Annotated in this window: 10 protein-coding genes and 1 tRNA gene; 4 read left to right on the top strand and 7 right to left on the bottom strand. The window is 51.2% G+C overall.

What is annotated here, in order from left to right; genetic code table 11:
- Positions 1 to 56 precede the first annotated feature (56 nt).
- Entirely contained in the window at positions 57 to 1,421 is a 1,365-nt protein-coding gene (locus tag AC5I6P_RS26540) for a radical SAM protein (protein WP_495696780.1), read from the top strand.
- Here the strand turns inward: AC5I6P_RS26540 and aspS are convergent.
- Positions 1,418 to 3,223 (bottom strand): aspartate--tRNA ligase, encoded by a 1,806-nt coding sequence (gene aspS, locus AC5I6P_RS26535; RefSeq protein WP_495696779.1) that lies wholly within the window; start codon positions 3,221 to 3,223, stop codon positions 1,418 to 1,420. The genes AC5I6P_RS26540 and aspS overlap by 4 nt on opposite strands.
- Before the next feature lie 152 nt (positions 3,224 to 3,375).
- Here aspS and AC5I6P_RS26530 point away from each other — a divergent pair, with 152 nt between their 5' ends.
- The gene (locus AC5I6P_RS26530) at positions 3,376 to 4,425 is read left to right on the top strand and encodes a cysteine peptidase family C39 domain-containing protein (RefSeq protein ID WP_495696778.1); all 1,050 of its coding nucleotides are present in this window, start codon (positions 3,376 to 3,378) and stop codon (positions 4,423 to 4,425) included.
- Between the two features lie 17 nt (positions 4,426 to 4,442).
- On the opposite strand, the gene AC5I6P_RS26525 is transcribed toward AC5I6P_RS26530, so the two are convergent.
- Positions 4,443 to 4,835: a DUF4359 domain-containing protein gene (locus AC5I6P_RS26525; RefSeq protein WP_495696777.1), complete on the bottom strand. Its 393-nt coding sequence runs from the start codon at positions 4,833 to 4,835 to the stop codon at positions 4,443 to 4,445.
- Positions 4,836 to 4,949: 114 nt separating this feature from the next.
- On the opposite strand from AC5I6P_RS26525, the gene AC5I6P_RS26520 reads away from it, so the two are divergent.
- Positions 4,950 to 5,022: transfer RNA gene (locus tag AC5I6P_RS26520), tRNA-His, on the top strand.
- Between the two features lie 373 nt (positions 5,023 to 5,395).
- Here AC5I6P_RS26520 and AC5I6P_RS26515 read toward each other — a convergent pair.
- The 5 genes from AC5I6P_RS26515 to AC5I6P_RS26495 form a co-directional block, all read right to left on the bottom strand.
- Positions 5,396 to 5,590, bottom strand: coding sequence for a hypothetical protein (locus AC5I6P_RS26515; RefSeq protein WP_495696776.1), 195 nt, complete (start codon positions 5,588 to 5,590; stop codon positions 5,396 to 5,398).
- A 124-nt stretch (positions 5,591 to 5,714) separates the two neighbouring features.
- Positions 5,715 to 8,102: an EF-hand domain-containing protein gene (locus AC5I6P_RS26510; RefSeq protein ID WP_495696775.1), complete on the bottom strand. Its 2,388-nt coding sequence runs from the start codon at positions 8,100 to 8,102 to the stop codon at positions 5,715 to 5,717.
- 120 nt (positions 8,103 to 8,222) lie between these two features.
- Complete coding sequence (locus tag AC5I6P_RS26505; RefSeq protein ID WP_495696774.1) at positions 8,223 to 8,432, bottom strand: hypothetical protein; 210 nt, start codon at positions 8,430 to 8,432, stop codon at positions 8,223 to 8,225.
- Between the two features lie 179 nt (positions 8,433 to 8,611).
- Entirely contained in the window at positions 8,612 to 13,459 is a 4,848-nt protein-coding gene (locus AC5I6P_RS26500; protein ID WP_495696773.1) for a PAS domain S-box protein, read from the bottom strand.
- 13 nt (positions 13,460 to 13,472) lie between these two features.
- A complete protein-coding gene (locus AC5I6P_RS26495; RefSeq protein WP_495696772.1) occupies positions 13,473 to 13,706 on the bottom strand; it encodes a helix-turn-helix domain-containing protein in 234 nt (77 codons plus the stop codon).
- Positions 13,707 to 13,957: 251 nt separating this feature from the next.
- Here AC5I6P_RS26495 and AC5I6P_RS26490 point away from each other — a divergent pair, with 251 nt between their 5' ends.
- Positions 13,958 to 14,083: a hypothetical protein gene (locus AC5I6P_RS26490; protein ID WP_495696771.1), complete on the top strand. Its 126-nt coding sequence runs from the start codon at positions 13,958 to 13,960 to the stop codon at positions 14,081 to 14,083.
- The last annotated feature ends 557 nt before the right edge of the window (positions 14,084 to 14,640 follow it).

Below are 14,640 nucleotides of genomic sequence, written 5' to 3'. Positions count from 1 at the left end.
TCACCCTTCTTTTAACAATCTGATGTCCCAATCGCATCAATACTGAGGAAAAACCAATGACTGTAAAACTGTCTCGATATCACGTTGTGACCCAACCCTTTTTTGACGAAATTGGCTCGCAATTTAAGCGAGTTCTCTTTGCAACCCGAACCTCAAATGTTTGTGTTATCGATGATCCAAGCTGGATGCTGCTAGAAACAGGAGCCTTTGACCAACTTTCTCAACAGATGGTCTCGGATTTGCTAGAGATGGAACTTCTCGTGCCAAGCGATGAAGATGAACTCATGACGATCCTCGATCGCAATGATGCCGCTTCTGAGAACGATGACACCCTCTTTTTTAGCGTCCAACCAACGGCAATGTGTCAGCTTGGCTGTCATTATTGCGGGCAAGAACACCGCAACAAACAGATGAGCGACGTGGATCAAGAGCGATTGTTAGAGCGCGCCCGCACCAAGCTTTCTGAAGGATCGTTTCGCGCCTTTGGGGTGACATGGTTTGGAGCAGAACCCCTCATTGGGTTGCCTGTGATTCGGAATCTTGCGCCAAAGTTTCGGGCGTTGGCAGAAGAATTTGGGTGTGTGTACGAGTCAAAAATGGTGACGAACGGATTGGCGCTTACTGACTCGGTAGCCACCGAATTGGTTCAAGACTTTGACGTGAGATTAATTGAAATTACGATCGATGGATTGGCAGAATTTCACGACGCTCGCCGAATGCAAAAAACGGGAATGCCAACGTTTGATAAAATTTTTGCAAATACAGTTGCGATCGCTCGTCGAACCGATATAGATGTTTACGTCAGCGTTCGCTGTAATGTTGACGCTCAGAATTACGAATCTGTTACTCCACTGTTATTAAAGTTTGTAGAAGAAGGCGTACAAGACCGAATTAATTTCTACGTCGCCCCAATTCATTCTTGGGGTAACGATGCCCACACCCGTTCGCTCTCAGCCGATGAATTTGCGGCTTGGGAAATCAAGTGGATGAGTGAGAAAATCGAGCTAGGATTCTCCACCCAATTAATTCCAGCGCGGCAACCGATCACCTGCATGGCAACCCGTCCGCACTCTGAGCTAGTCGATGCAGATGGCTTGGTTTACAACTGCACCGAAGTCTCTTATGTGCCTGCTTACGGCACGCCAAACGAGTATGCGATCGAGCATTTGAATGGTCAAGCGATGGCAGGCACGCGGGAACGTCTGGGCGACTTTACCAATCGAGTGCGGCGCGGCGAATTTAACTGTCCAACTTGTCGAATGCTGCCAGTCTGTGGTGGCGCGTGCCCCAAAGCTTGGCAAGAAGGGTTAGAACCTTGCCCCAGCGCTAAGCGCAACATTGAACAGCGATTATTGCTCGGCTATGCCGTCGCTCGAATTGAGCAACAGATGACGCCTTCCGCTGAAGCGCTATTGGTTTAAGCAGGCTTCGCAGGCTCTAGTTTCGGCTTGTACGTCGAGGCAACCTGTAATTCTTTAAGCTGCTTGTCATCCACACCAGAGGGTGCCCCTGTGAGCAAACACCGCGCCTGCTGCGTCTTCGGAAACGCAATCACATCGCGGATCGAGTCTTCGCCAGAGAGCAGCATCACCCAGCGATCGATGCCGTAAGCAATGCCTCCATGGGGCGGCGCACCATACTCGAAGGCTTCAATTAAGAATCCAAATTTGTTTTGGGCCTCTTCGTCTGAGATGCCGATCGTCGAGAATACCTTTGCCTGCAAATCTGGCTGATAAATGCGGACGCTGCCGCCGCCGACTTCAAAGCCGTTGAACACTAAGTCGTAGGCTTGGGCACGAGCGGTTTTCAAGTCCTCAACATCTTCTGGATGCGGCGCAGTGAACGGATGATGTAAGGCTTCTAGGCGTTTCTCATCGGCATTCCACTCGAACATCGGAAAATCTGTCACCCACAACAAGTTGATCTTGTCCGGGTCAATCATGCCGAGTTCGTGACCCACGTATTGCCGCAAGCGATCGAGGGTTTTGTGCACTGTTGCCGAATCGCCTGCACCAAACAATAGCAAGTGTCCCGGCTTGGCATTTGTCCGCTTAAGGAGTTCTTGTTTCTGCTCTTCACTCAGGTTGTCTTTGATTGCGCCGATCGTATCAATATCGCCATCATCCCGCACCCGAATGTAAGCCAGTCCTCGCGCCCCGGCTTCCGAGGCTTCTTTGAATAGGTCTCCACCTGGCTTAATCCGCACATTAGAAATGGCGGCGTTGCCGTTGGGAATCGGCAGAATTTTTACGATTCCGCCTTTAGAAACGGCGTCTGCAAACACCTTGAAGCCAGAATCTTTCAGAACATCTGACACATCGACTAGCTCTAGCCCAAACCGGGTATCTGGCTTATCGCTCCCGTACCGCGCCATCGCCTCAGCATAGGTCAGGCGAGGAAACGGACGCGGAATCTCGATGCCTTTTATGGTCTTAAAAATATTACAGACTAGATTTTCGTTCAGTTCCAAAATTTCTTCTTGAGACATGAAACTCATTTCCATGTCCAACTGAGTGAATTCTGGCTGACGTTCTGCCCGCAAATCTTCATCGCGAAAACAGCGAGCAACCTGATAGTAGCGATCGCACCCTGACACCATCAACAGTTGCTTAAATAACTGCGGCGATTGCGGCAAGGCATACCATTCACCTGAGTTCACCCGCGATGGAACCAGATAATCCCGTGCGCCTTCCGGTGTGGATTTTGTCAGAATAGGTGTTTCAACTTCGATAAAGCCTTCTGCATCTTCTAGATAGCGCCGCATGGATTTAATGATGCGATGGCGCAATTGCAAATTTTGACTCATGCGATCGCGCCGCAGATCCAAATAGCGATACTTCAACCGTAACTCTTCTCGCACAGGTTCTGCGTCCGCCGATGAAACCTGAAACGGAAGCTGCTTCCGCACCGGATTAAGAATCTCAATTTCATCGGCGTAAATCTCAATTTCACCTGTCGGAATTTTTGTGTTTAGCGATTCATCCGGGCGCTTCGTGACCCGTCCCACAATTTTAATGACATACTCATTTCGCAGATCACCCGCTTGCTCATGAGATTGGGGCGTCCGTTCAGGATCGCTGACCACCTGCACCGTACCAGAGCGATCGCGCAAATCCACAAAAATTACATACCCATGATCTCGCCGCCGATCCACCCATCCAAACAAAGTGACCGTTTCTCCAATGTGGCTGGCTCGAACTTGACCGCAGTAATGGGTACGCATAGCAGAACGTGAGAGTAAAAGGGGACTTCTAGATTTAAGTCTAGCGATGGTCAGAACAATTGCGACATTGTTCCGACAAATCGCGAAAACTTCCCCATTATGCCAGCAATTGCGCGGGGAATCATAGAGAAGACGTATCAGAAACCAAGTTCATGATGTTAGAGGTATTGGCCACTCTCGTGCTGGGAGGATTGTGCTTTTGGGGAGGAACAAAAATTGGGCGATCGTTGGGCGATCGCGGCGTTACCGCTGAAAATATTTTTCAAGGTAAAAATGCGGTTTCTCTCCTATTTTTAGGACTCTACATTCTGCTCATTGTGTTTGCGCTCAATATTCCTCAACTCCAACTTTTTCCACAAGACTGGCGCGTCTACGGGCTGCAAACAAGCTGGACGTTCATTCGGATCAGCTTTCTAGGCTTTTGCGGCATTGCCTACGCAATCACTCAAAAGTCAGCGCGTCGTCAACTCCTCACCATTGTCGCACTCACTATTGTCGGAATTGGCGGATTCAGCAGTGCTGAAAGTTATATTTTGTCTCCCATCTACGGAGAATTAACCAACAATTTGCAGCCCAATGGAGTATTTAAACAAACCTCCATGACAAGCTGTGCGCCGTCAGCACTGGCGACCGTCTTGCGCCTTTGGAAAATTCAAGACGCGACAGAAGTGAGTGTGGCACAATACGCCAGAACCAGTCGCTTAGGAACGAGCATGCCTCAAGTCATCGAAGCTGCACAGCACTTTGGTTTGGAGGGCATCGAGCTATCGCCTACATGGGAGCAGATGCAACTGATCAATCGTCCGGGGGTGCTAGCGGTTTGGCTGATGGATGGCGATCGCAAATTGCCTCATGCGGTTGCTTTACTAGGCATGGATACAGAACGCGCCGCGATCGGTGATCCATCGAGTGGAAAAATCTATCTGCTCAATCGCTTAGAATTTGGCAAAATTTGGCGTCAGCAATACGTGCCGATCTATCGTCCGCAGGAAGTGCTGTTGTTGAGCGATACTCAGGCGGGGGACTACCTCAAACGATTGGGGTATGAGGATCAGGACTTCAAACTTGCTGTGAAAGCGTTTCAGCGATCGCACAATATTACCCCTACCGGAACTCTAAATCCTCACACATCATTACTGCTGATCGGAGCATTTTTGAAAGACGTGCCAACTCTGCAAGATTTAAAACTGCCACCCGCTTGAACTGCATACGACGGCTCTTACCGAGCCTCCCGTTTCTCCGCATCATAGATATAAAACTTGCCAAACATGCCAACCGTCTCTAGCTGAAACGAGGGCAACTTGATAAAGAACGGGACACCTGGAAACAGAGAACGGGCAGATAAGTTAGTGCTGTAAATGCTGAAAAAGAAATAATTCTGGCGATCGCTATTGCGAGTAATCAGTTTCTTAACCTCTGCTTTGTTCGTCTCCACAAATTCCGGACACTGCTCCCGCAGGATCGACGGAATCTCTTTACAGCCGTCTGTTTTTAGCTTACGCACAGCAAATTCCTCAAACGCGGCTTCTTCGGGATTCAGGAGTGCCATCACTGCTCCCAAACCTGCCAGTCCGACTCCCAGCACACCTAAACAGATTTGAAATGGTTTCATATCACGACCGAACACGTCTCATTTCTAACGTTTTTCCCATCTTAGGCACAGAACAAAATCTCGCTACATTTTGGATCAAATTGTTAGCAAGATGCTATGATCATTAAGGTGATGGCGAGCGTAGCCAAGTGGTTAAGGCAGTGGTTTGTGGTACCACCATCCGGGGGTTCGAGTCCCCTCGTTCGCCCTAGTTCTAGGCTTCAAGATTTAGGCCTGCCCTAAATCTGACCTAAAACTAAGAATTGAATATTTTAGAGCAGGGGTTATTAACCCTAGCTGTTGCATTTGTGTGAGGAGGGCTATATAAGGCTTTGGTTCTTTATAGCCCTCCTCACACAAATTTGATCGTGGGCTAGGAGCCGAGTAAGTGAAAGCTTGCAGTCGCCAAGATTAAGTAATCCTTCTGAGCTTGTCAAAGCCAATCGCACCCTGGTAAAGCTTTTCAGAGTGCTGCACAAGACGGCTTCTCTAAGAGCGATATTCCCGATCACGCGCAAGAATTTACAAAATTTGTAAACGGATTCTCCAACGAGGGGAAACAAAAGGAAGTCTTACTCTCATCAGTTTATGCTTCCACCCGTATGTTCATTGATTTGGGATGACGGACCTTCCCCAGTCTGGATACCCAGAAACTTTTCCATCGCTGCCTCAACAATTTTCGATGCGATGATGTAGGTGTTCTCCGCCAAGCGAGCGACCTGCTGTTTAATTTCGAGCGAGACTCTAGCCGCGATCGTCGGCTTTGGCTCGCTCATGCCTCATTCCCCAAAACCTTTGTGATTGCATCAGCATTACGGCAAGAGTTCATCGGGATTGTGATCGACCAAGCGGTGACGCGCTCGCTATCACAGCTTCAATCGGTTGATATGGAAGGTTCTTCTACCCTTCAAAACTTCTTGTAGCAGAACCCCATGTTCTGCTACCCACCGTTTCTGTAAATGCACCACTTCGCGCAAACCCTTCATCTACCAGTGTGACCTGTGGTACCTGATCAACTAACTCAGAATCAAAGCGGTACATTTCTTGTAAAAACTGCCCGCTCAGCAGTGCCTCATCTAACTCCTGTATATAGGTTTGAGCAACAAGACATATCTCTTTGCTACCTCCATGATTTCTCCTGTCTAATAGCTTTTTGAGGGCCAGTCTCAGTCCTGATAACCGGGATGTTAGTTTAAGCAGTCCGTAGAGCCGAGAAACCTGCTCGCAAGTCATATAGTTCTGTCCGAGGGCTTGAGCGTAGGCAAGTTCGGCATCCAAACTCGGATAATAGCGGCTCGTGTAGAACGCCTTTTCATCGCGGCGATACCACGCTTCAGTGCGCGAGATCGATGCAGAAACTGTGTTGTGTAGCTTCCAAAAAAATAAGCGCAGCGATACTCCATCTACTAAAGTGGAGAGTTTAGCCTCGATCGACACCACAAAGTCCGTGATTTGAGGATCGCGCCCCAACATCAGATATTCCAGCGGGTACAGCTCTACCTCTCGATTTTGCACAACATACAGGTTGAGATGGTGACGGCAATAGGGGCAGGGATACAGAGCGGCAAACGTCTGGAAGAACTCCTTGATTTGGGCAACCATCCCGATCTGCTGCTCGATTGGGGTTGTGCAGACGATTTCAGCCGTGGTGTGAAAAAACCGCCACACCCCAGGACCGAGATAGTAAGGATAGCTGAGCCGCATCTCAGCCGTTTGCATACCTCGCTGATTGAGATGGACATCGATAAACGCGACGTAGTGCGAAAGGGTGCCAGATTCGCGCCCACACTCCACACGTTCACGCCGTTTTTGCACCCCATTGAGATACAATCGCGTTAACCGCCATGCCTGCTTAAGCATCAGTTTTTGGCCTGCCGTGCAGCTTAAAAATCCTTCTGCCACATCCATTCCAAAGGGATAGAACTCCCCGGCTGCTTTGGTGCTCTCGTACCACTGGTCTAACTCTGATTCGACCGGTTGGGTGTTTGACTGGACGTCTGCCGCCGTGTTTACACTAAACGCGGCTAGCAGCTTCGGCATAAAGTCTTCGTACCAATATGCAACGGGCATCATTGCTCCATCGATCGCCTCAGATGTGTCTGACAAAATCACTCGGTTCCACTGGCTCAAGTACCTTTTGGGAGCGTCGTCAGAGGAAGTAACTGGAGCGATGTCTTCCTGCTCCTCCTGTTTTCTCAAGCGATCGAGTTCGTGAATGGCTAGTACACCGTCTGCTACGTCTGCCAAGCTGAGCTGCTTTTTTTTCAGCGTGATGGCAAACTCAACGCCCGCCGTAAACTTTTCTTGAACCGTTACAGATTTTTCTCGTGCCGCTAACATCGCTTGCTGGGTGGCTAACATCTCTGGAGTTTTTTCCACGCTTTCCCAGTGCTGGATGCGGAATTTAAGCCGGGCATACTCCTCGGTGATTGAGGTTACGAGCGCATCCAATATGGGATAACACGCCGCTTCGACGATGCCTAATGTTTTATATAACGCGATCGCACCTTCGACAAACGATACAAAATCGGTGATGCGGTAAGGTAGATTTTTGACGCGCAAATGCGTTTCATGGTTAGCGCAGAAGCTTTCGCGGAAGCAACGGTAAGCCGCACCCTGAATCAACCGAAATAGCCCGCTCTGCATCTGTAGGCGAGACGTCCCTTGCTGGTGGGGTGTGATGGTCTTGGAACCGGGTTCAAGCGGCGTAGGGTGAGCGGTGCTAGAAGTCTGTGAGCGGTGCTCTGCATCAGGCACTGAGGAATGATTCGAGAACTTGAGCCTGTCTTTATAGCCCGTTGTGTGGGATGACTCCTGCACCACCAGTTGACAGAACTCCTCGAAGTTGATGGCGTGATCGCCGTCGCGGTCCACTTCTTGAATCATCTCGGCGAGTTCGGCATCGGTCAACCCAAACGGATGCATCACCTGACGCAGTTCATCGGCGCTAATCTGACCGTTGCCATCTTCATCCAGCATGCTAAAGGCGAGCCTGAGCCGACTGGTACGATCACCGTGCCTTGACACCATGGAGGCTCGAAATTCCTCAAAGTCGATCGTGCCAGAGGCGTCTTGATCGACCTCTTGCATCAAGTGGTGTAATTCTGCTTCGGTGGGTGTGTGTCCTAAGGATCGCATCACCTGGTTTAGGTCAGCGAGTGAGATGGTGCGGCGCTTGGCAGAACTGCTTGCTCGCGCTCCATTTGCATCTAACCCGGTGAACGTGTTCCACAACGTCGTAACTTCCTGATCGCTGAGTGCGGCTTCTTTAAACTCTCCAGAGGGCATTACTGAGCAGTTCCACAATGATTTGCTGTAAGCCTAGCGATATTCAGCTAAGGGAAACACCCACCTGATGCAGAGGAGTTGCTGTAAACGCCGCGATTGCGCTGTTTTCCATCTCCACAATTAATCGCAATCCGCTCCATAGTGAACTGCCTGCACCTTGGCTTCTGAGTTCACATCAGCGAACCATTGTCCGTGATGCAGCCAGACCATGGCGGGGTGATAGAAGACTGTAAAGGCTATTGCCAGAGCGCTTGCTATGGCGAGAGAAATCAGAAAAATTGGCAGAATCTTCTTAGGGCGAATAGTCAGAGGCGATGGCCGTTGGCTCATGAGGGGATGGCAGAAGGGGCGGTTTGATTATGCCCCTAAGCAGGATAAAGGGCGCGATCGTACCCTGCAAAAGCCCCCATCGAGTGATAGGGACTTGGGTGTTATTAAAAAGGAATGGCATAGCATTTACAAAATTTGTAAACGGAGTCTCCAACGAGGGGAAGCGCTTCAAGCAATCGTTAAGCAGACTTAATCAGGCTAGAAATCACCTGAATTAATCTCTCTGGTTCGATTGGTTTTGAGACATGCTGTTGAAATCCAGCTTGCAGGGCTTGTTGCTGGTTGAAGTCGCCAGCATAAGCAGTGAGGGCGATCGCTCGGACTCGTCCACCTTGCTCTGGCGGCAACGCTCTCACCTGTTGCATCAGCATGTAGCCATCCATGTCTGGCATCCCAATGTCACTCAGCAAAATAGTTGGCTTTGATTGCATCAGCAGGGCCAATGCTTCATCGGCAGTTGTTGCGGTGAGCACGCTTGCTCCCGCTTGCTCTAGCACAAACGCCACAAACTCCCGTGAATCTGGTTCATCATCCACAACCAAAACTTGAACACCGTTCAGATTAGAAGATAGCTCTGACGATGGACGGTTCTGATTGGCGATCACCTGGGTGGGCATCAGTGGAAGTCTGACGGTAAAAGTTGCACCCAGCCCAACCCCTAGGCTTTCGACTCCGACTGTGCCTCCATGTAGTTCGACTAAATGCCGCACGATCGCCAGCCCTAATCCCAGTCCACCGAACTTTCGGGTCGTGGTCGCGTTGGCTTGCCGGAAGTAGTCAAACACATAGGGCAGAAAGTCAGGCGCAATTCCCTGCCCAGTATCGCTGACCGTAATGTGGGCGTAAGAGTCAGTGCACTCCAATTGGATGTTCACCTGCCCCCCTTCGGGCGTGAACTTGACCGCATTGGAGAGCAGATTCCAAATCACTTGCTGCAACCGAGTGGCATCTCCAAAAACCAGACCCATCTCCAGTTCTAGGCTTGTCTTTACTTTGATTGACTTGGCTTCTGCCGCCAGCCGGACCGTTTCCATTGCGGCTCGAATGATGGAGACCAAATTGAGCGGCCTAGCATTCAGGTTGAGCTTGCCTTGGAGAATCCGGGAAACATCCAGCAGATCTTCAATCAATTCCGATTGCAGTTTGGCATTGCGTTCGATCGTCTGCAATGCTTGCTGGGTTTTGTCAGGGTCTAGCTTGCCGTTCTGCAAGAGTTTTGACCAGCCCAAAATCGGATTAAGCGGCGATCGCAATTCGTGGGAAAGCACTGCCAAAAACTCATCTTTGATCCGATTGGCGCGATCAGCTTCAACGCGGGCGGCTTGCTCGCGGGTCAGGAGTTGTTCCCGCTCGGCAATGGTCTGCCGCTGTTCAATCAGGTCAGCGGCTTGGCGAGCTAGCAGATCCAGAAACCGCAACTCGCGTTCGCTCGGTCGGTGGTGTTCATGCCAATGGGTTGAAACCATGCCGATCAGTCTGCCTGCACGGGTGGTCAACGGGGTGGACTGCGCGGAGAGATACCCAGCCTCCACATGCAGTCGCATTGCACCGCTGGGGTCTTCACTCTCTGGCACATCGAAATCAACGAAGCTACGAATCCCTGTCCTAAGGGCAATACCGCAGGACGTATTAAAACTTGCATTCACCCGGTGGAAATGCTCGACCATCGTTTGTTCAAAGCCCTGCGTGGCGAGCAGCACCAGATCCTGCGTCGCTCCATCGAAGATTTGCACCGTGCCAGCATCTGCCTCGGTGATCGCGATCGCCGTAGACAAAATCTCTTGGTACAGCGTTTGAATGTCACCTTCAGTTACAAGCCGTGCTCCCAGTTCACGGAGTCGCTGCGTATCTTGGAGGTCTGCTGCGACAATCGCTTCGGCGCGGGCGCGATCGACTGCTGCCCAAGTTCGCTCGGCAACTTCTTCCGCTAGCGCCACTTCATCCTCTGCCCAAGCTCGCGGTTCGGACGTGTGGACTGCCAAACCTGCGACGAACTCGCCGCCTTTAACTAGCGGGATGCCAATATAAGCACCAATCTGGATGGCAGCGTAAGCGGATTGCTGAGTCAGGGACAGGTTGGCGTCGGTTGACACATCCGGCACACACACAGTGCGACCCGCACAGTACGCTGCAAGCAGCTTGGGTCCGAACGAATCAATGGGGTAGCCACCAGCAAGGGCAGCGGCACCGTTGACGTAATCGCGCTCAACCACGTAATCCGTGCCGCGAACCTCGAAGTATGCCACGCGATTTGCGTTGAGATATTTGCCCAGCACCCGACTGGCAGTTGCTTGAACCTCTATCGGGTCGACAAGCGGGCGAAGTGCGTCAGAGAGGGAGAGGCGGAAAGCATCCAATTCGGCGGTGCGCCGCGTCATCTCTTCTGCCTGTTTGCGATCGGTGATGTCGTTGAAGAGAAGCGCTACCTTGTGCTCATGCGGTTCACCAATGCGGAAAGCATTCACGTCAAACCATCGACCCATGACGTGGGAATAATCCATGAAGCGCTTCGGCTCCCCCGTCAGGGCAATTGTGCCGTAAAGGTCAATCCAGAACGGCTCAATGCCTGGTACAAGCTCGCGAATAGTTCTTCCGAGGGCATTCTTGAGCCCAGTTTGCTGCTCGAAAGCGGGGTTAACCTCCATAAAGCGGTAATCGATGGGGGTTTGCTCCTCATCGAACGTTAACTGCAGAATACAAAAGCCTTCGTCCATTGACTCGAACAGCGATCGATATTTTGCTTCCGATTCGCGCAGGGCTGCTTCCGCACGGGCACGTTCAAGACGCGGGAAGATGCAGTTTGAGATGTCCTGAATCAGGTCAATTTCGTCGTCACGCCAATCGCGCGGGCGCGAATCACAGACCGCAATATAATGCGTCCACCTGCCGTTGCGGTGAAACGGAACCGTGACAAACGCATACATATTGAGCGCAGCATAGGCGGGTCCATCCGTGCGCGGGTCAGTCTGCGTGTCACAAATCACGGAGGTCTCCCCGGCACGGCTTGCCCGCGCAAACTCCTCACTCAAGTACTCTGTGGTGCGAAATGTGCCCATCGTGCTCGGTACATCCGGGCTATTCCAACCGTCATGAACCGTTACTTCGCCCCGTGCTTCATCCACATCTGTGAAGTTGCAGGTGGTGACCTTCAAATACTCGCCGACCTTCGCTCCGACGACTTGCATAATCTCATTGGCAGTCGAGAGGCGTGAGAACGCTTCAGTCATGCCAAGTAAGAAGGCAGCATTCGCTTCCCGGCGTTTGCGCTCCGTAATGTCTTGGAAAACGATGGCAATGCGGCGACTGTCCTCACCGCCCACTTTGAAAACGTAGAAGTCATACCATTTTTGATTCGGCTCAGCGTATTGCTCTAAGCGCTCGCCGTTGCCTGTGCGAGCTACGCGACCGAAGATTTCATACCAGTAGGATTCATAATTTGGGTTAATTTCGCTCAGCCACCGTCCGGTGAAATCTTGCCCCACCAATTGGGTTGCCGCTGGATTCGCGTCTATATAGAAGATGTCAAGCGGCTGGTCGTTCTCGTCAAAAATGACATCGGCGAGATAATAGCCTTCGTCCATCGAACTAAACAGCGTCCGGTACTTTGCCTCGCTCGCTGCCAGTGCTGCCTCAGCCTGCTTGCGCTCGCTCAGATCAACGGTGACTGCCAGCACGGTGCGCGGGTGCCCCTGCTCATCGTCGAGGCGCGTGAGATTGCTGTTAGCCCAGACGATTGTTCCATCCGAGCGCAGGTAGCGCTTATCGAACGAGACTGGCTTACCCGTCTCAACCACTTGTTGAAAAGCTTCTAAGCTTTTGAGCACGTCTTCAGGATGCGTGACATTGGGTATGCTTACCGCTAATATTTCCTCCCGCGATCGCCCCAAGATCCGGCATAGCTCATCGTTAACCCGCTGAAAATATCCATCTAGTGAGATCTCAGAAAGCCCCACCGCTGCTTGTGAGAAGATCGCAGATAGCCGCTCCTCACTCTTCCGCAAGCGCTCCTCCGCCTGTTGGCGTTTGTCTTCGCTCTGCTTGCGTCCAGTAATGTCTCGCGAGACGCACAACAGCCGTTCAACTTGCCCCTCTGCTCCTCGAATGGGACTCACCTTGCTATCCCACCATTTGAGTTCGCCCCTGAGCGTCGGACGATAGCCTTGAAAGATACTAACTTCGCCTGCTCTGGCTTTGGCGATCGCCTCGCTTGCCGCTTGCTGATCTGCTCTCTGCCAAAACTCAGCCCAAGACGTGTTGAGAAAGGGTGTGATATCCTCAATGCCCAACAACGCTTGCCCTGGCTGGCTCATGAACAGCAGTCGTCCCTCTAAGTCCAACACCTTGATGCAGTCATCGCTACTGTCGAGAATCTGCTGATTAAACTGCTCGTGTCGCAACGCGGTTACCGCCGTCTGGCTCATCTGTTGCATACTATGCAGGGCAGAAGCCGTAAAGCCTCCCAGGCTCATCATCAGCCGCTGATCCTCGGGATCAAAACGCCGATCCTCGTGATGCGACACAATCCATAGCGTCCCCAGAGGGCGATCGTTGATGCATAAAGGAATGAGCAATCCTTCCACGACCGAGAACTGTGGGTGATACAAATAGGTAAAAAACCGCTCAGGATAGCTGTATAGCTGGGGTTGGTTACAAGCAAGGGTTGTGCCACAAGGACTGAAGTTGCCTGGGGTCGTGCTTTGCTCCAACGCTTCTAGCGCACCAGCGATCGCCACCCACCGGAAAAACGATGTACCATCCGGCGCGGTTTCGAGTAAGTTAACCCCCACTGTATCGGCTCGACAGAGGTCAAGTGCTAGATGAACTAGCGTCTTCAGCATGGACTCTGGCTCGTCCATTAGGTGTTGAGCAAGGGTGCGAAGCGCTTGGCTTTCTGCTGCAAAATCAGGCTCTCGGGCAGGGCGGTTCGCCAGCACCCCTGTCATGAGGACATCTGCTTCAGTGACTAGGTGAGAACTTGGCGGGGAATCTCTGTCTGCAAGACCAGAGCGGTGGAGGCCATCAGTCATCGGGTTTACGTCCTCACTCCGAAAAGTATTTGACGAGCAAGTCTTTGCCAGTATCGCCCATCTGCCGCAGCAAGTGCTCAATCCGTTTCAACGCGATGGGCAAGGGATTTGTCCGCCCGTTCTCCCAGCGATTGACGCTCTGAAATGAAACTCCTAGCTTCGCGGCAAATTTGGTTTGTGAGAGTTCTAGGCGGTGCCGGCTTTCCCGCACAAGTTCTGCTAGCGTTGGTTGGTTGATTGCAGCCATAGAACACGACCCTGAAGTGAAGTCACTATATACCAGCATATACCAGCTGCTATATCAACCGTTCTCTCTGGTAGGACACAGGAAATGTTAGCTAACGTAAGCTGTTTAATCGCACTAAGTAAAAGGCTGATAAAAGTAAAAGGCTGATAAAAGCTCCTAAGATGACGCGATCGCGCCTCTAGGACAACCACTGCCAAGCATTAGGTGCTGTAGACTAGCCTGCAATCGTTAGAAACTTGGGAGGAGAGCCTATGTCTAAGCCGATCTACTCGGAACGATTACAAATGTTGCTTGACTACTGCGATCGCTACAGAGCGTATAAGGAAGCCCAATTGCAAGCCGATCAAACCCCTGCTGAACTTAAAAGACGAAGCTAGCCTCTCAAGACAATAAAAGAAGCGGGGGAAGGCTCTCGACGCCAAACCGACCGAATAGACCTGACGATGGGGATTGCCGTAGTCAAACTTTTCAAGACGCGATCGCTCTGCTGCCAGATTGCGGACGACCGCAAAATGATTGAAAGAATGACGACTACGGCTCTATTCCCAGATTATTTGGTAATAGAGCTCTCGCGTTGCAAACGAGACAGTCTGCGGAACTGATTCAGGGACTAGAATAATCCGTTTTGAAAACGGAGAAATCAATGGTGTTGTATCTAAAAGCGACACAACATAATTTAATTTAGGATGCCTGCCATAGCGAGCAAGCCAATCTGCGCCATTTGGACGGCATTGGCAAAATGAAAACTCCTAGTCTGGCAGCGGGCGATCGCGCTCCTGAGCAGCTGCTTAAGGAATGCCTGGAATGGAACTGTTCCCGACTTATACCTCGCGTGCTTTAGATGCTTGTTTCGTCTGTAGGCATGAGAATCCATAGAGAGGGCAGGGCTAGTTTATTGACCGTAGAAAAAGCAGAATAGCGTCGATGTTTCTGC

This window comes from Myxacorys sp. (assembly GCF_059501405.1).
The sequence above is the reverse complement of the archived record's forward strand: the minus strand, read 5'-3'. Positions and strand labels throughout refer to the sequence as shown.